The organism is Constrictibacter sp. MBR-5, from assembly GCF_040549485.1.
Classification (GTDB): domain Bacteria; phylum Pseudomonadota; class Alphaproteobacteria; order JAJUGE01; family JAJUGE01; genus Constrictibacter.
In genome coordinates this window covers 587,285-608,390 of record NZ_JBEPTK010000002.1, presented here as the reverse complement: position 1 = coordinate 608,390, position 21,106 = coordinate 587,285, and the positions used below count along the sequence as shown (strand labels likewise).

General features: G+C 68.1%; 16 protein-coding genes and 2 tRNA genes. 8 read left to right on the top strand and 10 right to left on the bottom strand.

Annotated features, from left to right (window positions below):
* Positions 1-85: 85 nt before the first annotated feature.
* Entirely contained in the window at positions 86-2,557 is a 2,472-nt protein-coding gene (locus tag ABIE65_RS06845) for a pectate lyase (RefSeq protein ID WP_354076549.1), read from the bottom strand.
* A gap of 718 nt (positions 2,558-3,275) precedes the next feature.
* Positions 3,276-3,629: a hypothetical protein gene (locus ABIE65_RS06840; protein WP_354076548.1), complete on the bottom strand. Its 354-nt coding sequence runs from the start codon at positions 3,627-3,629 to the stop codon at positions 3,276-3,278.
* A 23-nt stretch (positions 3,630-3,652) separates the two neighbouring features.
* On the opposite strand from ABIE65_RS06840, the gene ABIE65_RS06835 reads away from it, so the two are divergent.
* On the top strand, positions 3,653-4,906 hold the full coding sequence (locus ABIE65_RS06835; RefSeq protein WP_354076547.1) for a phage tail protein: 1,254 nt from the start codon (positions 3,653-3,655) through the stop codon (positions 4,904-4,906).
* Here ABIE65_RS06835 and ABIE65_RS06830 read toward each other — a convergent pair.
* The gene (locus ABIE65_RS06830; protein ID WP_354076546.1) at positions 4,795-5,163 is read right to left on the bottom strand and encodes a hypothetical protein; all 369 of its coding nucleotides are present in this window, start codon (positions 5,161-5,163) and stop codon (positions 4,795-4,797) included. The genes ABIE65_RS06835 and ABIE65_RS06830 overlap by 112 nt on opposite strands.
* Before the next feature lie 275 nt (positions 5,164-5,438).
* On the opposite strand from ABIE65_RS06830, the gene ABIE65_RS06825 reads away from it, so the two are divergent.
* The 4 genes from ABIE65_RS06825 to ABIE65_RS06810 all read left to right on the top strand — a co-directional run bounded on the left by ABIE65_RS06825 (position 5,439) and on the right by ABIE65_RS06810 (position 6,899).
* Positions 5,439-5,515, top strand: a tRNA-Pro gene (locus ABIE65_RS06825).
* A gap of 79 nt (positions 5,516-5,594) precedes the next feature.
* Positions 5,595-5,888: an ETC complex I subunit gene (locus tag ABIE65_RS06820; RefSeq protein ID WP_354076545.1), complete on the top strand. Its 294-nt coding sequence runs from the start codon at positions 5,595-5,597 to the stop codon at positions 5,886-5,888.
* A gap of 21 nt (positions 5,889-5,909) precedes the next feature.
* Positions 5,910-5,986: transfer RNA gene (locus tag ABIE65_RS06815), tRNA-Arg, on the top strand.
* A 268-nt stretch (positions 5,987-6,254) separates the two neighbouring features.
* The gene (locus ABIE65_RS06810; protein ID WP_354076543.1) at positions 6,255-6,899 is read left to right on the top strand and encodes a TerC family protein; all 645 of its coding nucleotides are present in this window, start codon (positions 6,255-6,257) and stop codon (positions 6,897-6,899) included.
* A 25-nt stretch (positions 6,900-6,924) separates the two neighbouring features.
* Here ABIE65_RS06810 and ABIE65_RS06805 read toward each other — a convergent pair whose 3' ends face one another.
* Positions 6,925-8,019, bottom strand: a complete 1,095-nt coding sequence (locus tag ABIE65_RS06805; RefSeq protein ID WP_354076542.1) for a 2OG-Fe(II) oxygenase — start codon at positions 8,017-8,019, stop codon at positions 6,925-6,927.
* Positions 8,020-8,181: 162 nt separating this feature from the next.
* Between ABIE65_RS06805 and ABIE65_RS06800 the strand changes: the two genes are divergently transcribed.
* The 3 genes from ABIE65_RS06800 to ABIE65_RS06790 all read left to right on the top strand — a co-directional run bounded on the left by ABIE65_RS06800 (position 8,182) and on the right by ABIE65_RS06790 (position 14,054).
* Complete coding sequence (locus ABIE65_RS06800; RefSeq protein ID WP_354076540.1) at positions 8,182-9,819, top strand: long-chain-fatty-acid--CoA ligase; 1,638 nt, start codon at positions 8,182-8,184, stop codon at positions 9,817-9,819.
* 26 nt (positions 9,820-9,845) lie between these two features.
* On the top strand, positions 9,846-11,087 hold the full coding sequence (locus tag ABIE65_RS06795; protein ID WP_354076539.1) for a pyridoxal phosphate-dependent decarboxylase family protein: 1,242 nt from the start codon (positions 9,846-9,848) through the stop codon (positions 11,085-11,087).
* A 225-nt stretch (positions 11,088-11,312) separates the two neighbouring features.
* Positions 11,313-14,054, top strand: a complete 2,742-nt coding sequence (locus ABIE65_RS06790) for an HAD-IC family P-type ATPase (protein WP_354076538.1) — start codon at positions 11,313-11,315, stop codon at positions 14,052-14,054.
* Here the strand turns inward: ABIE65_RS06790 and ABIE65_RS06785 are convergent.
* The 6 genes from ABIE65_RS06785 to ABIE65_RS06760 form a co-directional block, all read right to left on the bottom strand.
* On the bottom strand, positions 14,035-14,823 hold the full coding sequence (locus ABIE65_RS06785) for a class I SAM-dependent methyltransferase (protein ID WP_354076536.1): 789 nt from the start codon (positions 14,821-14,823) through the stop codon (positions 14,035-14,037). The genes ABIE65_RS06790 and ABIE65_RS06785 overlap by 20 nt on opposite strands.
* A 10-nt stretch (positions 14,824-14,833) precedes the next feature.
* Positions 14,834-15,622, bottom strand: a complete 789-nt coding sequence (locus ABIE65_RS06780; protein ID WP_354076534.1) for an ABC transporter permease — start codon at positions 15,620-15,622, stop codon at positions 14,834-14,836.
* A gap of 13 nt (positions 15,623-15,635) precedes the next feature.
* Positions 15,636-16,424 carry an ABC transporter ATP-binding protein gene (locus ABIE65_RS06775; RefSeq protein WP_354076533.1) on the bottom strand — a complete coding sequence of 263 codons (789 nt, stop codon included), beginning with the start codon at positions 16,422-16,424 and terminating at the stop codon, positions 15,636-15,638.
* A gap of 29 nt (positions 16,425-16,453) precedes the next feature.
* Positions 16,454-17,560: an ABC transporter substrate-binding protein gene (locus ABIE65_RS06770; protein WP_354076531.1), complete on the bottom strand. Its 1,107-nt coding sequence runs from the start codon at positions 17,558-17,560 to the stop codon at positions 16,454-16,456.
* A 110-nt stretch (positions 17,561-17,670) separates the two neighbouring features.
* A complete protein-coding gene (locus tag ABIE65_RS06765; protein ID WP_354076530.1) occupies positions 17,671-18,441 on the bottom strand; it encodes an RNA methyltransferase in 771 nt (256 codons plus the stop codon).
* Positions 18,441-21,068 (bottom strand): DUF2339 domain-containing protein, encoded by a 2,628-nt coding sequence (locus ABIE65_RS06760; RefSeq protein WP_354076528.1) that lies wholly within the window; start codon positions 21,066-21,068, stop codon positions 18,441-18,443. The genes ABIE65_RS06765 and ABIE65_RS06760 overlap by 1 nt, the downstream gene beginning before the upstream one ends.
* Positions 21,069-21,106 lie beyond the last annotated feature (38 nt).

Here is a 21,106-nt window from a genome sequence, read left to right as displayed (position 1 = left end):
GCGGAGCATAGCGACACGAATGCCGTTCGCCATCAACGGCGAGAGCATCACCGGCCGCACCTCTGCGGTCGCCGGCGACACGGTCTCAAATCACAAAATCATCCGCCACGAGGCTGCTCTTCAACACGTTGACGAGGGTCAAGCTGTCGCCGTCCCCTAGGTCGATCAAGGTGTTAGCACCGACCTGCGCCGCGTTCGCTAGGATCTGCGCAAAGCTGCTAATCTGCGCGTCGCCGCGGAGATAGATCACGTCTGGTACGCCAATGCCGGGCTGAAAGTCCGCAATCTGGTCGTGTCCCGTGCCGTCGCGAAACAGGAAAAGATCGTTGCCGGGGCCGCCCGTCAACGTGTCGTTACCAAGGCCTCCCTCTAGACGATCGTTACCATCTTCTCCGAAAAGAGCGTCGCTCCCAGCGCCGCCCAATAATCGATCGTCACCGGCCGCCCCGTAGATGCGGTCATTCCCGCCAGCCGCGATCAGAAGATTGCTCGCTAAGTTCCCGCTCAGCACGTTGTCTGAGGCGTTGCCGGTGCCAGTAAGCGGAGCGGATCCGATGATCACCAAGTTTTCGACGTGATTCGGCAAGGAAAAGTCGGCGGCGGCCCGAACCGTGTCGATCCCCTGACCGGCCATTTCAATGACAATGTCGTTTGGCATATCCACGGTGAAGATGTCGTTGCCGAGGCCTCCTTCGAGTCGATCCACCCCTTCCCCGCCGTCGATCCGGTCATTGCCGGATGAGCCGAGCAAGCGGTCCGATCCGGCACCTCCGGTGATGATGTCGTTGCCGATGGATCCAATCAGCAAGTTCGTGCCGTCGTTTCCGGAGATGCGGTTGTCGGCGGCATTGCCGGTGCCGTTGATCGCGGCGGCACCGAAGAGCATAAGGTTCTCGACATTCTCCGGCAGGATTACGTCGGTGATGCTCGCCCAGATCGCATCCAGCCCGCCGTCCTTGTCTTCCACAATGAGATCCAGGGGATGGTCCACATTGAAGCGGTCATTGCCGGGGCCGCCGGTCATGATGTCCGCGCCGCCCCCGCCGGAAAGCTGGTCATTACCCGCGCCACCCGTCAAAGTGTCCGACAAGTTCCCTCCGAGAAGGTCGTCGTCGCCGCCGGTACCCAAAATCTCATAGCGGCGCTCGCCCGTCGTTAGGGCCTCGCGGGCCGCTTCGACCAGCGTGACCCAGTCCTGCTCGCGACCCTGAGCAACCAACTCGTCGCGTGCGGCGATCAGATAACGCTGGATCTCCAGCGTACGGTCGTTGAAGTCCGCGGTCGTGAAGAAGCGCGTGTCTGGATCGTTTGGATCGAGATAACCGGTAGTTTCCCAGCGCCCCGTCGACCAGACGTCGCTGGCGGCAAGCGCCGCCGCTTCGAGTTCCTCAAAGACAAGCCGATGATCGAGTGGGCCGCGCTCATAGACATTATCGTAGAAATTTTCCGGATCCGCCAATAGTTCGTCGAGGTATCGGAGGGCTTTGAGAATTCCGTAGCTCCCGGTCCATTCGTAGGTCGGGTAAGTGCCAAACGCTTCAGCGTCTTCTGGCGTGTAGAGCTTCGCGCCGTTGGTGTCCACGCCGTAAAAGGGCCGATTCGTTTCCAGTTCATAATAGCGCGTCCAAAGGGACGGGTTGCCGTTCTCATCGGAAGCGATCGCACTGTCACGGAGCCAGTCGGCGGCACGCCGCGCAGCGTCCAAATACCGTGGGTCGCGGTCGAACTCATAAACGTCGATCAACGCCATAATATTGTAGGCGGACTCTCGGCTCACGGCCGCGGGCAGTTCGAACTCGCGACCGTGTGCAGGAGTGAGATCGTGATCATAGAACTGCGCCCACGCGGGAGTTGCACCGCCGAGCTGCGTCGTGAGGATGAACTCAGCTCCGAGCTTTGCGCGTTCGAGAAGAGTAGCGCGCGTTTCGTTGGACTGCTCTGGCCATCTGACAAAGGCATTGATGAAGGCCTGAGTTGCGCCTCCGTGGACGTTATCCGCGTAGGTGTAGTTGCGCCGGTAGTCACCATAGTCTGGGTAACTGTGAGACCAGCCCCCCTCGGGCGACTGCACCGTCTCTAGGAAGTGAAGCGACTCCTCAACGGCAACGGTCAGCCAAGGCGCATCGAGATAATTATCGAGGTCGATCAGAAACCGTAGCACTCCGGTCGTAACGTCATCGTCGAGTGTGACCCTTGGAGAAAGATCGGCGCTGAGATAGTCGGCTTGACGATCGGTGCGCCGGCTCAGATAGCTCCAGCCTCCCAATTCCTTCTGGGCTTCTGCCAGGGCGAGACCGACGTCTGTAGCAGCGACGAGAAAGGCAGGATCGGCCGTGACCTGGTATGACCGTAGGTAGCTGGCTCCGACCTCCGGCGTGCCGGGAGGCTGAAGCCACGCTTCCCCCTGCAGCAATTCCTGGAACGGCGCCTCTCCCCAGGCCCTGTCATCGTCCAACGAGTAGGTTCCAGCGTACCCGCCGCGAAACGCCAAGCTCGTCATATACGAGCTACTATCGTAGAGGACTTCGAGCGCAGCCGCGATTTTAGCGACGGTCATGGGCCTCCCCCTGTCGTCACGGTTTCGTTGACCCGCGCAGGAAGCTTCCTTCTAGTCGTGCGGCCGAGCCACCTGACACTGCGGCCAGTGAGAAATTCCTGACGCCCGTACTTCTCGGAGCGGTGGGTCACGTAGTTTCCTGCTTCGTCCGTGAATTCTCCAACTAATGCAGGAAGGGAGTATGCCTTCGGCGAAACAACCACCAGATCGCCGACTCGCGCACGTCCAAACAGTCCTAACAGCGAACCGCGAATCTGCGACACCCCCCGATCACCTAAGCCGTCAGGATAATCATCGAGTTCCCGGCTCGGAACCCGATGTTCGGGCCGACCGGCCGCATACCAAGAGCGTATTGCCCTGGACCGATGTATCCTCGCATTGAGGCGAGGCTGCTGTTCGATCGGAACGCCCTGAGTTAGATCGAGAAGTGGCAGCTCAGCGAAGACGGCGCGATGCTCCACAAACTCCGGATATAGGCGGTATGCATGCCCTGGACGTGCGAAGAAAACCTGATGGTCCTGCGACAGAACGCGAGTGTTGAGATCGACCGTCAGCATTCCTAAGCGCCCCCTCCGCAACCGGCGGAGAGGTTAAGTTATAATAGTTGTCTTCGCCAGAGGTGCGGTCCCAGGCCCGGAGGGGCGGCGGGCGAAGGAGGCGCGATAGCGAGGGCCGCTACTGGCTTAACCCAGAAGAGCACCGACAATCGTATCGTCCCTCAGCTACCTGCCGCACCTCGTTGCTCGGTGCCGTTGCCGCAGTCCGCCAGTTTGACCGCCCGCGCGATGGCCGCGGCCGCCGCCTCGACCTCACCGCGGCTTGTCGCGGGGTCTGCCGCACCGGCGCGCCGCACAACACCGTCGAGCCGCGCCAGGAAGTCGCGCGCCGTCGGCGGCACCATGTAGGCGAAAGTGCCGGCGGCCGCGGTGACGAGCAGGCCGACCAGCTCGGCGGGGATCTCGACGCCGAGGCGCGCCAGAAGCAGGGTGAGGCCCCAGGTGACGAGGCCGGCGATCCCGCCGGCGAGCACGTTGCGGTCGGGGAGCTTGTAGCGACCGGTCGAGGCGTTCATCCGAAGATCCTCCGCATCAGGGCATGAAAAAACCCGCCGGAAGCGGCGGGCTGGGGTTCGACACGGTCCGGCGTGTCCGGCGCCAGTGGCGGCGGATCAACGAAGACGGTTGGGTCACGACCGAGCCCTACGGCAAATACGACCCGGCCGAGGCGGCGATCGAGTTCGCCGATCAGCCGACCGCCGGCGACACCTTCTCGCTCGACGGCGTGACCTACACCTTCGTCGCCTCCGGCGCGACGGGTCAGCAGATCAACATCGGCGTGGACCTGGAAACCACGCTCGACAACATCGACGCCGTCCTGAATGCCGGCAGCCAGCCTGGCCGGGTCGAGGAGGCCGACATCTCGACCGTCTACGACGGAACGGACATCGAGACCTCCGAGGGCGACATCCTCACGCCGACGGGCCGGATCGTCATCGCCTGGGACGGGCAGCCGGATCCGGAATTCCCGCTGGCGGTGAGCGGCGCCAACCTGTCGATCGCCGATGGCAAGACGGTGCTCAATGGCGACTTCACCGGCTATCTGCGCGTCAGCAGCGGCCTCGGGACGGCTGACCAGGCGGCCGACCCGCTGCTGCTGGCGGAGTGCCCGGACAAGTGGACGGCGGGCCATCGCCTGCGCGGGCGGCCCTACATTGCGTTCGAGGCGACCTTCGACGCAAAGGCGTTCGCATCCGGCCTGCCGAGCGTCACCGTCGTCGTGCGCGGCCGCAAACTCTACGACCCGCGCACCGGCCTGACCGCCTACAGCGACAACGCCGCTCTCGCCTTCGCCGACTATCTGACGGCCGATTTCGGATACCGGGCGCCGGCCGAGGAAATCGACTGGGACCTGATCGCCGCGGCGGCGAACATCTGCGACGAGACGGTGGCGACGACGACCGGCACCGAGGCGCGCTACCGCTGCTGGGGCATCGTCGACACCAGCCAGGACCGGCGCGAGATCCTGCAGGGCCTCAGCGCCGCGATGGGCGGCCGCTACACCTACAGCGGCGGCCAGTGGCGGGTCTATGCGGGGGCATGGATCGAGCCGACGGTCGACTTCGACGAGGGCGACTTCGTCGGCGGCGTCACGTTCGCCCCCCGCCGGAGCCGCAAGGAGCTGTTCAACACGATCCGCGGGACCTTCGTCGACCCGGACGGGCTGTGGCAGCCTCGCGACTATCCGCAGTGCCAGGACACGCAGGCGGTCGCCGACGACAATGACAACGAGCTGCTCGAGACGCTCGACTTTCCGACCGGCGGCATCTCGACCAGTTGGGGCTGCGCATAGACCGAGGCGGCGTCATCCTGCAGCGTTACCTCGATCACCGGATGGCCATCGTCGCCGGTCGTCAGTTCCCACCGCTGGCAGACCATCGTGCGGGCGTCGAAACCGAAGCGCGGGAATGTGAGCCGCACGCCGTCCGTGGCGCGCGCCTTCATTCCGGTCAGGCCGAGGGTGCCCTGGAACACGCCCTGCTGGCGCACCTGGCGCAGGCCGATCCATGCGAGCCGCTGGCACTGGTACGGGCTCGGCACAAAGGCCAAGCCCATCCTCCCTAAGTGGGGGAATAACGTCAGGGCGATAGCGGTCGCATTCGCATTTGTATCCTTGCTTGCCTTTGTTGCCGGGTGTCTTCGCGCCTCCGACGCATTCTTCTCCATGGCAGGTGCCGCATCGCATGCGGCGGCAACACCGAACACGCCATGAACGTCACTATGGGGAATTCCTGGCCACAGATGGCCACAGTTCCCGCGGCGTTCCGGAAAATCCCGCAGTTTCCATCGAGCGGTGGGCGTGCTAAACGGCGGTTTCTCTAGGGCGGGGTGTAGCGCAGGCTGGTAGCGCGTCTGCTTTGGGAGCAGAAGGTCCCCGGTTCGAATCCGGGCTCCCCGACCAACCAACCGCACGACGCTTGCGCCGGACATGGCGGGACACCTAGATTGACCTCATACTTCCAGCGTAACGGTTCGGATCGATGAAGGCGCGGATCTACAAGCCCTCGCGGACGGCGATGCAGCAGGGCCGTCGCAAGACCAACGACTGGGTGCTCGACTACGAGCCCGAGTTGCCGCGGCGCCATGACCCGCTGATGGGCTGGACCAGTTCCGGCGACACCCGCCAGCAGGTGCGTCTCTATTTCGAGACCCGCGACGCCGCGATCGCGTACGCCGAGAAGCACGGCCTGGACTACAGCGTGCGCGAACCGCAGGAGCGGCTCGTACGGATCCAGGCCTACGCCGACAACTTCCGATGGGACCGCGCGCGCTGATCGCCGCAGCGCCCGAGACACGCGCCCTTAGCTCAGCCGGATAGAGCAACGGCCTTCTAAGCCGTGGGTCGCAGGTTCGAGTCCTGCAGGGCGCGCCATCTCCCCTCGATCCGTCGGACACTCCGCCGCACCTTGAGCGGATCCCGGTTCCGGGATAAATCCGTCGCTCAGGCCGGGCCCCTCTGGCAACTCCCGTGAGTTGCGATGTCGGACTGATCATTCGTCGGAGTGGTCCGCCGCCCTCCCCATCCCACTGCTGCTTCCGTTCCAGGGCACCCCACCTTGCCCGGAACGTTATTGGCCGTGGCGTAGTGGGTCGGTCCTCTGGTGCACCCTCCGCCGCATCCGCTGGGAGGAAACGCTTAGATGACTGAGTTTTTGACCCCGGAGGCGCTTACCGCGCTGCTCCAGGTCATCATGATCGACCTCGTGCTGGCCGGCGACAATGCGATCGTCATCGGGCTCGCCGCCGCGGGGCTGCCGAAGGACCAGCGCAACAAGGCGATCCTGGTCGGCATCATCGCGGCCACGGTGCTGCGCATCGTCTTCGCCGGGTTGACCACCCAACTGCTCCAGGTGATCGGGTTGTTGCTGGCGGGCGGCGTGCTGCTGCTCTGGGTCTGCTGGAAAATGTGGCGGGAGCTGCGGATCTCGCATCAGCACGAGGCGGAGGCCGCGGCGGCACTGGAGAGTGGCGAAGCGCCCGCAGAACCGCCGCGCAAGACGTTCGCCCAGGCCGCATGGCAGATCGTCGTGGCCGACATATCTATGTCGCTCGACAACGTCCTGGCGGTCGCCGGTGCCGCGCGTGAGCATCCCGAGGTGCTGATCTTCGGCCTGGCGCTCTCCATCGCCCTGATGGGGCTGGCGGCGTCCTTCATCGCCCGCCTGCTCAACAAGCACCGGTGGATCGCCTATGTCGGCCTGCTGGTGATCCTCTACGTCGCAATCGAAATGATCTGGCGCGGCGCCGACGAGGTCTGGCCGGTGGTTTCGGCCGCCGTGCAATAGGGCATGACGGAGCCGCGACCGCGCCTCAGCGGTTGTAGGCGCCGATGCTCTCATCGAGATAGGCGTTGTTCTGCTCGCGGATCGCCGCGGCGGCATCGTCGTAGAGGAACGGCAGGAAGACGTAGCGCCTGCCCTTCCTCACCGGCATCGCCTCGTGCAGCAGCGAGCATGAGAACACGACCGCGCCGCCCGTCGGCGGCTTGTAGAGGTGCGAGCCGTATTCGGGGAACCGCAGCTCGCCGCCTTCGAACTCCTCGGCGTTGAGGTTGAGCGTCACGGCGAAGCGCCGGTGGGCCGTGCCCTTGGTGGTGTTGTCCCGATGCGGCCGGAAATAGCCGCCGGTGCCGGCGTCGTAGCAACAGACGATGTAGCGCTCCATGCGTGTCACGCCGTACTGGAACGCCTTCTGGATCTCCGGCAGCAGGCGTCGACGGATCCTCGCGCGCACCGCGTTGCGCACGCCTTCCTCCGCGATGATGTAGTCCTGGCGGCGCTTGTGCGCGTGGTCGACCACCAGCTTGGTGCGGCCGTCCTCGTCGCGCACGAAGCCGGATTCCTCGCCGCCGTTCGACTCGTAGAGACCGATGAGGTGGCGGCAGAATTCCGGCTCGAAGACGCGCGGCACCACGAGGATCGGCGCCTGCATCGCCGCCGCCGCCGGCGGCGGGTTGCGCGGCAGGCGCGGGACGATGTCGAGCAGTGCCTGGGCATGGGCGGCACCGTCCGGCAGGGTGATGCGCCCGAGGACCCGCAGATTGGGGTCGAGGATCAGCGTGGTCAGCCGCATCCGCCCATTCTCGTCGAGCACGTCGTAGAGGCGGGCGACCTCGCCCTCGGTGTCCCAGAAGAAGCGATAGCCGTTGCGATTCGGCGTCACCCGCCCCTGGTCGCGGTCGGCCGGGTCGGCCGTCACGCCGAAGAAGGCGCAGTGCGTGTCGTCGAACAGCGCGGCGGCGGCCTCGATCCGGCGGATCGCCTCGCCGCCCTCGGGGTCTGCGGCCGAGCCGTAGAAGGTCAGCACGATGTGGCGGCCGCCCGCGCTGGCGAAGACGAAGCGCGGATTGTTCGAGGCGGGCGCGATGAACCAGGGTGCCGGGTCCCCGATGTGGAGATTGGTCATGGCGGCACATCCTCCGATGCGGCCGACGCACCGGCCGCCGCGGAGTGTACCCCCGGAGGCGGGTCGCGCAATCTCGTGGCGAGATCGTACCCTGGCGCATCGGTGTTAGAGTGATTCGGATCAACGACGATCGCAAAGATCGCGCTTCATGGGGAGAATCGCATGCACGGCCTGATGCAGGATTGGCCACTTCTCGTTCCGCGCATCATCGACCATGCCGCCGACTGGCACGGCGAGCGCGAGATCGTCACGCGGACGGTCGAGGGCGAACTCCACCGATACACCTATTCGGAACTTCACCGACGCACGCGGCGCCTCGCGGCGGCACTGGAGCGGCTGGGCCTGAAGGCCGGGGACCGCGTGGGCACGCTCGCCTGGAACGGCTACCGCCACCTGGAGGCCTATTTCGCGACCGCCGGCACCGGGATGGTGCTGCACACGATCAACCCGCGCCTGTTCGCCGACCAGATCGCCTACATCGTCAACCACGCCGAAGACAGGGTGATCCTGGCGGACCTCGCCACCCTGCCGGTACTGGAGGGCATCGCGGACCGGATCCCGGGCGTCGAGGCGGTGGTCCTGATGACCGACCGGGAACACATGCCCCCGACCCGGCTGACCGTCCCCGTCCACTGCTACGAGGACCTGCTGGCCGCCGAGGACGAGGGCTTCCGGTGGCGCAGCGTCGACGAGCGGGACGCGCTGGCGCTCTGCTACACCTCCGGCACCACGGGCAACCCCAAGGGCGTTCTCTACTCGCACCGCTCGACCCTGCTGCATGCGATGGTCATCAACGGCGCCGACGCGATGGGCCTGACCAGCGCCGACACGGTGCTGGCGGTGGTGCCGATGTTCCACGCGAACGCCTGGTGCCTGCCCTACACGGCGCCCATGGCCGGCGCGAAGCTGGTCCTGCCGGGCACGAAGCTCGACGGGGCCAGCATTCACGAGCTGCTGGAGACGGAGGGGGTGACCTATACGGCGGCGGTGCCGACGGTCTGGCTGATGCTGCTGCAGCATCTGGAGAAGACCGGCGGCCACCTCTCGACCCTCAAGCGCGTGACGATCGGGGGATCCGCGGTGCCGCGCAGCATGATCGAGACCTTCGAGGACCGGTACGGCGTCGAGGTCTTCCAGGGCTGGGGCATGACGGAGATGTCGCCGCTCGGCACGATCGCCACGATGAAGGGCGGCATGGGCGACCTGTCCCACGACGAACGCCTGTCGCTGAAGACACGGCAGGGCCGGCCCGCCTTCTCCGTCGAGATGAAGGTGGTCGCACCCGACGGCAGCGTCATGCCGCGCGACGGCGTCTCGTTCGGCAGCATCCTGGTGCGCGGACCCGGCGTGGCTGCGAGGTACTTCAAGGGAGAAGGCGGCGACATCGTCGACGGCGACGGCTGGCTGGACACGGGCGATGTCGGATCGCTGGACGCCCACGGCTTCCTGCAGATCACCGACCGCTCCAAGGACGTCATCAAGTCGGGCGGCGAGTGGATCAGCTCGATCGACCTGGAGAACATCGCCGTGGGTCATCCCGACGTGGCGGAGGCGGCGGTCATCGGCGTCCGGCACCCGAAGTGGGACGAGCGGCCGCTTCTCGTCATCGTAAGAAAGCCCGGAACGGTCGTGTCGACCGCCGCCCTGCTCGACTGGATGGCGCCGCAGATCGCGAAATGGTGGCTGCCCGACGCGGTGGTGTTCGTCGACGAGATTCCTCACACGGCCACGGGAAAGATCCAGAAGACCGCCCTGCGCGAGCGCTTCAAGGATTATGTCCTGGCGACTGCCGGCGCCTGACGCGGACGGGACCGAAGGAGAAGACGATGCGCAAGACCCTGCCCGCCCACGGCCTGGACCGCGCCACGGTCGACGCCGCACTCGCGTCGATGAAGGCGGACGACGCCCCCTGGCGGCAAGGCCGGACCCCGGCCTATATGTTCGGCGCCACGCCCGAGGCCGAGGACGTGGTGAAACACGCCTACATGGCCTTCTTCAGCGAGAACGCCCTGGGCGCCAAGCGCGCCTTCCCCAGCCTGCGCCGGATGGAACAGGACGTGGTGGACATGGCGCTCGGCCTGTTCAACGCGCCCGACGAGGCCTGCGGGAACATGACGACGGGCGGGACGGAGAGCATCCTCCTCGCGGTGAAGACGTGCCGGGACTGGACCAGGGCGAACAGGCCCGTGCACGGCCGGCCGAACATCGTCGCCCCCCTGTCGCTCCACCCCGCCTTCGACAAGGCGGCCGACCTGATGGACCTGGAGATCCGGCGGGTCGATCTGCGCCCCGACTACCGTGCCGACGCCCGCGCCATGGATGCGGCGATCGACGGGTCGACGATGATGATCGTTGGATCGGCACCCTGCTTTCCGCATGGCGTGATCGACCCGATCGCGGAACTGGGAGCGATCGCCGAGGCGCGCGACCTGTGGCTGCACGTCGATGCCTGCGTCGGCGGCTATCTGGCGCCGTTCGTGCGCCGCGCCGGCTACCCAATCCCGGATTTCGATTTTTCGGTGCCGGGGGTACGCTCCATGTCGGCCGACCTGCACAAGTTCGGCTGGGCGGCGAAGCCCGCCTCGACGGTCTTCTACCGTTCGGAGGCCTATCGCGAGCATCAGAAGTTCGACCACGCGGAGTGGTCGTCGGGCCGGTTCATCACCGAGACGCTGGTCGGCACCCGCCCCGGTGGCGCCGTGGCGGCCGCCTGGGCGTTACTGAACCATCTCGGCGAGGACGGCTATACCGAGATCGCGGGCCGCCTGATGCGGATGACGAAGGCCTATATCGCCGACATCGCGGCGATCGACGGGCTCGAGATCGTCGGATCGCCCGACATCAGCGTCATCTCCTACCGCGCGCGCGACCTCGACATCCTGGCCGTCGGCGAACGCATGTCGGCGAAAGGATGGCTGGTGAACGCCACCCGCCTGCCCCCGGCGCTGCACATGATGATGTCGCTGCTGCACGAGGACGCGCGGGAAACCTATGTGGCGGACCTGCGTGCGGCGGTGGCGGCGGTGCGGCAAGCGGGAACGGCAGCGACAATGACGGCGACCTACTGATTCCGGCGCATCGGCCTGGTGGGCAGCCGGTCGGGTGAGCCGGTCGGGGCGGACGGGCCGTCCGCGCATTGAGGTTCGTCAATGCGGGGGCGGACTGCACCCGTAAGCATGGGTGACGCGTTTGTCTCGGAGACCAGCGTGCGGAGCCGGGCTCGTCGATCTCATGCAGGGCCAGCCTACTGGCGAGCGACCGCCGCTCATCCGATCCGTAACGAGAGTATGCGCATGCCACCTGACGCCCCCGTGGAGTCCCGTCGGGACGACTGGCACGCGACGCCCGCCGAGTCCGCTCTCCAGGCGCTCGATGCCGGCCCCGACGGCTTGAGCGGTACCGAAGCCGCCCGTCGGCTCGAAACCTACGGTCCCAACCGGCTGCCGGCGGCGCAGGGCCGAAGCACACTGCGCCGACTGCTCGCCCAGTTCGACAATCTGCTGATCTACGTGCTGATCGGCGCCGCCGGCGTCACCGCCCTCCTCGGCCATGCGATCGATGCGGCGGTCATCCTCCTCGTCGTCGTCGTGAACACCAGCGTCGGCTTCATTCAGGAAGGCCGAGCCGAACGGGCCCTCGACGCGATCCGCGACATGCTGACGCCGCACGCATCTGTCGTGCGCGACGGCCGTCGCGCCAGTATCGACGCCGACGCGGTGGTGCCGGGTGACATCGTGCTGCTCGAAGCCGGCGACCGGGTCCCGGCGGACGTCCGGATTCTGCGCGCCCGCAACCTGCGCATCGAGGAAGCCGTCCTCACCGGCGAATCGGTTCCGGTCGAGAAGTCGCCTGCCGCCGTGGCTCCGGACGCGCCGCTCGGAGACCGCACCGGGATGGCCTTCTCCGGAACCCTCGTCACGGGCGGCCAGGGCAGCGGCGTGGCGGTCGCGACGGGCAGCGGTACCGAACTGGGCCGGATCAGCCGGATGCTCGGCTCCGTCGAGGAACTGACCACCCCGCTGGTGCGCCAGATGAACCTGCTCGCACGCCGGCTCACGCTCGTGATCCTGGCGGCGAGTGCCGCGATCTTCGCCTTCGGCGTCTTCGTCCGCGACTATGCGCCGGCGGAGATGTTCCTCGCGGCGGTGGCGGTTGCGGTTGCGTCGATCCCGGAGGGGCTACCGGCGGTCATGACGATCACGCTGGCGATCGGCGTCCAGCGGATGGCCGCGCGGCGCGCCATCATCCGCCGCCTGCCGGCGGTCGAGACTCTAGGGGCGGTGTCGGTCATCTGTACCGACAAGACGGGGACGCTCACCCGCAACGAGATGACGGTGCGCTCGGTGGCGACGCACTCCGGGCAGTACGAGGTGACGGGCGTCGGCTACGAGCCGCGCGGCGCCATCCGGTCCGGCGGAAAGGACGTGGATCCGGCGCAGACGGCGCCCCTGGCCGAGCTGACGCGCGCCGCCCTGCTCTGCAACGACGCCGCACTGCACAGGACCGACGAGGGCTGGGCGGTCGACGGCGACCCGATGGAAGGGGCTCTTGCAGCCTTCGCGATCAAGGCGGGACTGGACGAGCACGACGACCGGGTGCGCTGGCGGCGGGCGGATGAAATCCCGTTCGACGCGGAGCACCGCTTCATGGCGACGCTGCACCACGGCCATGCCGGCGGCGACCGGTTCGTGGTCGTGAAAGGAGCCCCCGAACGGATCATCGGCATGTGTTCCCATGCGCGCGGGGCCGACGGCGACGTGCCGATCGCGCCGGATGACTGGCATCGGCGTGTCGAAGCCTTGGCCGCCGACGGGCAGCGCGTGCTCGCGCTGGCGACCCGACCGGCGCCCGGCATGCACGAACTCGCGTTCGGCGACGTCGAAGGAGGGCTCGTCCTGCTCGGCCTCGTCGGTCTGATCGACCCGCCGCGCGAGGAGGCCATCGCCGCCGTCGCCGACTGCCGAGCGGCGGGGATCGGCGTCAAGATGATCACCGGCGACCACGCGGCGACCGCACGGGCGATCGCCGCACAATTGGGACTGGAGAAGACCGACAGCGTCGCGACCGGCCAGGAACTGGAGGGCCTGGACGATCCGGCCCTGCGCCGGCGCGTCGTGGAGACGGACGTGTTCGCCCGCACCAGTCCCGAGCACAAGCTGCGGCTGGTCGCCGCCCTGCAGGCCGAGGGGGCGGTGGTCGCCATGACCGGCGACGGCATCAACGATGCGCCCGCGTTGAAGCGCGCCGACGTCGGCATCGCAATGGGCCGGAAGGGCACCGAAGCCGCCAAGGAAGCCGCCGGCATGGTGCTGACGGACGACAATTTCGCCTCGATCGCCGCCGCGGTGCGCGAGGGGCGGACGGTCTACGACAATCTTAAGAAGACGATCGCCTTCCTGCTGCCGATCAACGGGGGCGAGGCCTTCGCCATCGTCGCGGCCATCCTGCTCGGGTGGGCGCTGCCGATCACGCCGCTGCAGATCCTGTGGGTGAACATGGTCAGCTCGGTGGCGCTGGCCATGACGCTGGCGTTCGAGCCGACCGAGAAGGACGCCATGCGCCGGCCGCCGCGACCGGCCGACGAGCCGCTGCTCTCGGCCTTCCTGGTCTGGCGGGTCGTGCTGGTGTCGGGCCTGTTCGTCGCCGGTATCTTCGGCATGTTCGCCTGGGCGACTGCGCGCGGCCTGCCGCTGGAGGAGGCGCGGACGATTGCGGTGAACACCCTGGTCGCGATGGAGGTGTTCTATCTCTTCAGCGTTCGCTACCTGCGCGTCGGGTCGATGACGCTCATCGGCGTCCGCGGCACCTCGCCGGTCCTGATCGGCGTCGGTCTGGTCGTCGTGCTCCAGCTCGCGTTCACCTACCTGCCGTTCATGCAGGCGCTGTTCCACACCCGGCCCGTGACCGTCCTGGACGGTCTCGCGATCGTCGCGACCGGCGTGGCGCTGCTGGTGGTGCTGGAGGTCGAGAAGTCGCTGCGCCGGGGCTTCAGGGGCGGAGGTCGCGCGTCTGCCCCTACGGCACCCTCCCCCTGACCGCCCGGACGATGACCGCGAAGGAGCGCGGTCCGTCCGGCATGGCGGCCCGGTAGGCCGCTTCCGCATGGCCACGCAGGCGCTCGCGGGCAGGCGGCGACAGCGACAGGACGTAGCGGCCGGTACGGCCCTGTCCCGTCTCGAAGGTCGACCAGTAGTCGGCGAAATCCGCATAGTCGAACGAGAGGACGACCGGCACCTCCTCCACCTCCGCCATGCCCGCCGCACGCCACAGGCCGGTCAGTGCACCGGCCCGCGGCAGCGGGTGCGACAGGAGTTCGTCGCGCAGCGCCCTGCCCGCCTCGTCGAGCACGGCGGCGATGTCCCAGAGCAGGGCGAAGACGCCGTAGCCGCCCCAATAGTCGAAGACGCCGGCCGCCACCGTACCACCCGGCCGCACGACCCGCCGCATTTCCGCAACGGCCCGATCGGCTTCCGGGATGGTGTCGAGGACGAGCGACGCCATGGCGGCGTCGAAGGCGCCGTCCCCGAACCGCAGGCTGCGTGCGTCGCCCTGCTCGACGACGGCGCGGCCGGCGAGCCGCGCCGCGGTATGGTCGGCGTAGGCCTGCGAAAAGTCGACGGCGGTGACGGCGGCGCCGTGATCCGCCAGCGCCTCGGTCAGCGTGCCCGTGCCGCAGCCCAGATCGAGCACGTGGTCGCCCGCCGCAATGCCCGCATGGGCGATGAGCCGCGGCGCGAGCCGTCGGCTCCACCGGCCCATGAAGGCCTCATAGGCGACCGGATCGTCCGCGACGTAGACCGACATCGGCGATCCCTCAACCGGACGCTTCGGCGCCGGTGTCGACCGCGCGGCGCTCCCAGAAGACGACCTTGCGCTGGGCGAACCGGACGAGTTGGCTGCCGGCAATGCCGATCGCCGCGAGCGTGATCAGTGCCGCGAACATCTGCGCCACGTCCATGTTAACCGACGCCGCCTGGATCACGTTGCCGAGGCCCTTGCTGGAGGCGATGAACTCCGACACGACCGCCCCGATCAGCGCGAGGACGACGGCGATCTGCAGGCCCGCGAAGATGTGACCGGCGGCCGACGGCAGCTTCACCTCAAAGAAGATGCGCAGGCGCGACGACGAGAAGGCCCGCATCAGGTCGACGAGGTTGGGGTCGGTGCTCCGCACGCCCACCATCGTGTTGATGAAGAGCGGGAAGAAGCAGATCAGCCCGACCATGACGACCTTCGATTCCAGTCCGAACCCGAACCAGACGATCAGCAGCGGTGCGAGCGCCACCTTGGGCATCGACTGGAGGGCCACGACGAACGGATAGACGAACCGCTCGAAGGTCCGCGATTCGGCCAGAAACGCACCCAGTACGATCGCGATGCTGCAACCGGCCAGATAGCCCAGCACCGTCGACTGCAGCGTGAAGGCGATGTGCGGCAGGAAGACGCCGTCGACATAGGCCCGCGCGAGGGCGGTCCACACGGCCTCCGGCGCCGGCAGCACGTAGCTCGGCACGTCGAACCAGATCCGGCCGAAATACCAGGCGGCGAGGATCACGGCGAGGGTGATCAGCGGATAGAGGACGGTCTTCACTGCGGCGGGCACGGACTATCCTCACTCAGTCGAAGGTGACGAGTTCGCGGAACAGGGCGCGCAGCCTGTTGCAGGTCTCGGTGAAGCGCCGGTCGGCCATCGTCTCCAGGTCGCGCTCCCGGCCGAGACCGACGACGACCTCCTCGATGACGCGACCCGGGCGGCTGGACAGAACGACGATCCGGTCGGCGAGGAACACCGCCTCCGGGATGCTGTGCGTGATGAAGACGACCGACTTGCCGGTCGACATCCAGATACGCTGCAGTTCCATCGTCATGTGCTCGCGCGTCATCGCGTCGAGCGCGGCGAACGGCTCGTCCATCAGCAGGACGGCCGGGTCGTGCACCAGCGCCCGGGCGATGCCGACGCGCTGCTGCATGCCGCCCGACAGTTCGTGCGGGTAGTGCCGCGCGAACGGCTCCAGGCCGACGAGGCGCAGGAGGTCCCTGCCCCGCTGCTCGGCTTCGGCCGGGGGCTGCTTGAGCGCGCGGGCCGGCAGCAGCACGTTGTCGAGCACCGACTTCCAGGGCAGCAGGGTCGGCTGCTGGAAGACGATCCCGACTTCCGGCCGCGGCCCCTCGATCGGCCGGCCGAGCAGCGTCGCCCGCCCCGCCGTAGGCTTCATCAGGCCCGACACGATCTTGAGGAGCGTGGACTTGCCGCAGCCGGAGGGGCCGAGGATCGCGACGAACTCGCCGGTCGCGACCTCCATCGAGAAGTCCTGCAACGCCACCACGGGACCCCGCGTCGTCCGGTAGGCGACGTCGATACCCTCCACCGTCAGGCAGGGAGAGGCCTCCGGGACGTCCCGCACCGCACGGCTCTCCGCAGTGTCCGCCGCCGTCACGGCAGCTTCATCGCGGCGGCACGAACCGCCTCGGCGTCGAAATCGTTGTAGTCCGCGACGAAGGCGCCGGTGTAGAGCGACGCGATGTCGATCTTGTCCGTCGAGATCTGGCCGACGGAGTGCAGCACCTCGACGAAGTCGCGCCAGCCCTGCTCCGGGAACTCCCCGTAACGGCGCTCCCCTTCCGGGAAGGCCACCCACTTGTCGAAGCGCGCCCGCATCGCCTTCACGCCGTTTGCGACCTGCTCGGCCTCGGTCCCCTGCGTCGGCTTCTGCTCGGGATAGGCCTTCCAGAACATGCGGACGCAGGCGTCCGGCCGCGCTTCGCACACGACGGTGGCCTTGGCCATGGCGCGGCCGAATCCCTTGATCGCCTCGGGCTTGTTCGCGATCAGGTCTTCGTGGGCGACGAAGCCGTTGCTGAAGAGGTCGAGGAACTTCTGCTCCAGCGGCACGCGCCGGATCGCCACGCCGCTCTGTTCGAGCAGCGCATGCTGGACGTCGAACAGGTTGAGTGCCGCGACCTGATCGCTGGTCAGCGCCCGGAACGCGGGCGCGCCGGTGCCGACGGGCAGCAGTTCGACGTCCGTACCGGCAGTCAGTCCCGCATTCTTGAGGATCGCCTTGGTGATCGGGATGTTGCCCCAGGTGAGCGCACCGACGCCGAGCTTCGTGCCCTTCAGGTCGGCGACGGCCTTGATCGGGCTGGCCTCCGGAACGACGATCTCCCACGCCGATTCGCGGGTCGCGTTGTAGATGAACTTGATCGGCAGGTGATCGCGGCCGGGCTGACGCGAGATGATCAGGATGTCCGGGTTCGGGTAGCCGATCTGGACGCGACCCGCGGCGATCTGCGGAATGAGGGCCGCCGACCCTTCGAGCTTGATCCGCTCGACATCCAGGCCTTCCGCGTCGAAGTAGCCCATCTCCTCGGCGACGACGATCGGCGCCTGGCTCAGGGAAAAGGTCGTGACGTTGCCGAACACGATCTTCTCGGCGGCAGAAGCAGGGGCCACGGCCGCAGCGGCGACGAACAGGGCAGCGAAGAATGCGGCGGGCCGGAAGCGCGGCGGCGCTCCGGCGCGGGTGGGTTCGGTCGGCATCGGTCGGATCCTCGGCATGGGCATGAATCGGGTGCGGGCTACTGGCGTCCGCCGTCGCGCCGCAAGAAGCAAACGCCGGGCCAGGACGCGGCCCGGTGCGGCAGATCGTTTCAGTTCTGGCGCCCCTGGCGGCGGCCGGACAGGCGGGCGAGCGCACCGTGCAGCGTTCGGACCTCCTGCTCGGTGAGTTCGGCGCGGAGGAAGATGTTGCGCAGGTTCTGCCACATCACCGGACGCATATGCTCGGCGCGGAAGAACTCGACCTCGTCGAGGTCGCGCGCGAGATGGTCGAAGAAGTTCGCCAGTTCCTCGCCGTTCGCCAGACGGTTGCCGCCCAGCGGCAGGTCGCGCACCGGCGTCGCGTCCGCCGCCATCAGATGCTCCCACGCGAGCAGCAGAACGGCCTGGGCGATGTTGAGCGAGGAATAGGCAGGGTTGAGCGGCGCCGTGACGATCGTCTGCGCCATCATCAGCTCGTCGTTGTGCAGGCCGGTACGCTCGCGGCCGAACAGGATGCCGCAACGCTCGCCACGCGCCGCCGCCTCGCGCATCAGGCGCGCCGCCTCGCGCGGCGTCACGACCGGCTTCACCATGTCGCGCGGCCGTGCCGTCGCGGCGAAGACGTGCTGCAGGTCGGTGATCGCCTCGCGCACGCTGCCAAACACGCCGGCCGAGGTCAGCACCCGATCGGACCCGACGGCCGCTGCCATTGCATAATCGTTAGGAAAGGGCTGCCGCGGATTCACCACGCGCATATCGGTCAGGCCGCAGTTCAGCATGGCGCGCGACGCCATGCCGATATTCTCGCCGAGCTGCGGCTCGACGAGCACGATTGCCGGACCGCCCTCCCAGGAGGTCCTGGTCCCGTCGGTGCCGGCCATCACGCCGGCCCCGCTTCGGGAGCCTTGGCGGGCAGGAAGACGAACCGCTGATAGAGCCAGCCGATGCCGATCAGCGCGGCACCGAGGCCCATGAACGAGAGCACCCTGTAGATCCCTTCCAGTTCCGACATGTCGACGATGAACACCTTGGCGACGACCAGGAGTACCACGGCGAGCGAGGCATAGCGCAGCACGGCGCTGTGCCGCCAGAGGGCGAGGCCGAGCAGCAGGCCGCCGAAGGCGAGCCAGGCGGCCGAATAGGCGTAGAGTTCGGCCTCGGTATCGGCGCCCGCGGAGAGGACCGTCCCATGGAAGCTGCGCCTGATCTCCAGCGAGATCCAGGCGAACGCCAGCAGCAGTGCCGCCCCGCCGACGATATCGGCGAACCGGTCGAGGCCCTGCCGGCGGGCCTCGCCGGCGAACAGACCCGCGAGGACCGCCGGGACGCCGAACGCGAACAGCAGGTCGTTCAGGATCGGCCGGTCGCCGACCGGGACGCCGGTCAGCAGCGGGTTGTCGACGATCAGATGCAGCACGAGCAGCTGTGCCGCGGTCAGGCCGCCCAGGATGCGCCAGCCCCAGGTGACCACGACCGTGCGGACGCCGCCGCCGTACAGGCGGAACAGCAGCAGCGCGATGCCGAGCCATGCCGCGGCGTGCAGCCCCTGCTCCGCCAGGGGATAGAAGGGCGCGGCCAGTTCGCCGCTGCCGGTCAGGTGGCGGATCTGGAGGCTGACCAGCAGGACGGTCAGAACCAGCGTCCCGCCGCGCAGCAGTTCCGCCAGCGCGCCGGCGCCGAGCGCGGCGAAGCGGCGCGACGCGACGAACATCGCGACCGCCGGTACCCCGTAGCCCCACAGGAGCCAGTTGACCGGCCCGACGCCGATCGTGAGATCGTAGTCGAGCACGTAGGGGTTGAAGACGAGCCGTACGAGCACGGCCTGCGCGAACAGTGCCGTCAGCCAGCGCAGTGCGGGAAGATCGACCCGGCCGGCAATCCAGGCGAAGGCGGGCAGGACGAGGGACAGTGCCACGGTCAGCCATGCCTCGCGCAGGGCCATGGTCGCCGCGAGGGCCAGGGCCAGCGCGACGCCGGCGGCATAGGCGGCGAGCGCCGCCTCCAGCCCACGATCGCGATAGCGCGCCGTCCGCGCGGCGGCGGCGAGTTGCAGCAGCGCCAGGACGAGACCCAGGCCGGCCCAGCTGAGATCGAGTTCGAAATCGGCGAGGCGCCAATAGGCGACCGCCAGCAGGGCGATCGGCGCGCCAGCGGATACCGCCGCCCACAGCCCCGGCCGGCGTGCGCCCCACAGGGCGAGGAAACCGCCCGCGGCAAACGCGACGGCGAAGCCCGCCGCGGCGAAGACGAAGCCCTCCAGTTCCGGCGGCACGATCGGCGGCCGCACCTCGGACGCATAGAGGATCTGCGGCAGATGCCATGTGGCCAGCAGTGCCGTCACCAGGACCGGCGGCAGGACGGCATAGAGATCCACCTCCTGCCGGATGCGGGCGGCCGTGCAGAACAGCAGCGACAGCAGGACGAGGATCACGAGGGATGCCGCCCCGTAGTGATCCGTGCGGACGAGCGCGAAGGCGACGACGCAGATCGCCGCCGCGCCGATCACTGCCGGCAGCAGGGCCGGCGGGCGCAGCCAGACCATCATCGCGGCGAGGCCGAGGAGGTAGAGTCCGACCGGGACGGCGTCGCCCGCGCTCCAACCCGCGATGAACCAGAGGAAGGGCCATGCGACCGCCCCCGCCAGGTTGAGAACTGCGAGCCATGCCCAGCCGCGCCAGCGCAGCACGCCAGCGCCGGCAGCCGCGACGACGAGCAGATAGAGGAAGAGTGGCCAGGCCGAGGGCTCCTCCGACGACATCAGCGCGGGGACGAGATAGCCGCCGGCGATGCCGAGGGCGGCGACGAACGGCCCCTGCAGCAATGCCAGGAAGATGGCCGACAGGGCGATCGCGGCCAGCCCGGCGAACGCGACGAGCGCCGGCAGGAGACCGTAGAGCGCATGTCCGGCGAATACCGCCGCGAAGCCCATGCAGAGACCGGCCGCGGACAGGGCCGCCGGAACGAAATCGCGCCGCCCCCCCGTTCCGTCGGGCGGGGAGCGCCGCCGCAGCCATTCGCTGAAGCCGACGAGGGCGGCGCCGATCAGCACGGCGAGCGTCAGCCTCACGGCGGGGCCCAGCAGCCCGCTGTCGATCGAGAGCTTGACGAGGAAGGCGCCGCCGAGGGCCAGCGTCGCGCCGCCGAGCCAGACCAGCCAGCGGGAGGTCAGGTTCTCCTCCAGGCTGCGGCGCACGCTCGCCGTGGGCCCGGCGAGGGCCGCCGGTTCGGGTTCGGGCGGCAGCGGCGGCTCGGCCTGTACCTCGGGTGGCACCTCCGATGACACCTCGGGCGTCGTCGGGCGCGATTCCTCCCGTGCGGGCAGCGGATAGGTGACGACCTCCGCGGCCGGTTGGGCCGGGCCGAAGCGGCCGGCGGCCAGGTCGGCGCGCAGGGCGGCCAGTTCGCGGCGGGCGCGGCGCGCCTGGACGAAGCCGGCGATGGCCAGGACCGGCGTGGCGAGCACGAGGCCCGCCGCCAGCAAAACCCATATCACCTCGTCGAAGAGCATCAGCCGGAGACCTCCGATTCCGCGTCCGCCGGCCGGAC

Bases quoted from the DNA above. Each gene is read 5' to 3' on its own strand.
- ABIE65_RS06845 (WP_354076549.1), bottom strand. From the start codon at position 2,557: ATGACCGTCGCTAAAATCGCGGCTGCGCTCGAAGTCCTCTACGATAGT.
- ABIE65_RS06840 (WP_354076548.1), bottom strand. From the start codon at position 3,629: ATGAACGCCTCGACCGGTCGCTACAAGCTCCCCGACCGCAACGTGCTC.
- ABIE65_RS06835 (WP_354076547.1), top strand. From the start codon at position 3,653: ATGAAAAAACCCGCCGGAAGCGGCGGGCTGGGGTTCGACACGGTCCGG.
- ABIE65_RS06820 (WP_354076545.1), top strand. From the start codon at position 5,595: ATGAAGGCGCGGATCTACAAGCCCTCGCGGACGGCGATGCAGCAGGGC.
- ABIE65_RS06810 (WP_354076543.1), top strand. From the start codon at position 6,255: ATGACTGAGTTTTTGACCCCGGAGGCGCTTACCGCGCTGCTCCAGGTC.
- ABIE65_RS06805 (WP_354076542.1), bottom strand. From the start codon at position 8,019: ATGACCAATCTCCACATCGGGGACCCGGCACCCTGGTTCATCGCGCCC.
- ABIE65_RS06800 (WP_354076540.1), top strand. From the start codon at position 8,182: ATGCACGGCCTGATGCAGGATTGGCCACTTCTCGTTCCGCGCATCATC.
- ABIE65_RS06795 (WP_354076539.1), top strand. From the start codon at position 9,846: ATGCGCAAGACCCTGCCCGCCCACGGCCTGGACCGCGCCACGGTCGAC.
- ABIE65_RS06790 (WP_354076538.1), top strand. From the start codon at position 11,313: ATGCCACCTGACGCCCCCGTGGAGTCCCGTCGGGACGACTGGCACGCG.
- ABIE65_RS06785 (WP_354076536.1), bottom strand. From the start codon at position 14,823: ATGTCGGTCTACGTCGCGGACGATCCGGTCGCCTATGAGGCCTTCATG.
- ABIE65_RS06770 (WP_354076531.1), bottom strand. From the start codon at position 17,560: ATGCCGACCGAACCCACCCGCGCCGGAGCGCCGCCGCGCTTCCGGCCC.
- ABIE65_RS06765 (WP_354076530.1), bottom strand. From the start codon at position 18,441: ATGGCCGGCACCGACGGGACCAGGACCTCCTGGGAGGGCGGTCCGGCA.
- ABIE65_RS06760 (WP_354076528.1), bottom strand. From the start codon at position 21,068: ATGCTCTTCGACGAGGTGATATGGGTTTTGCTGGCGGCGGGCCTCGTG.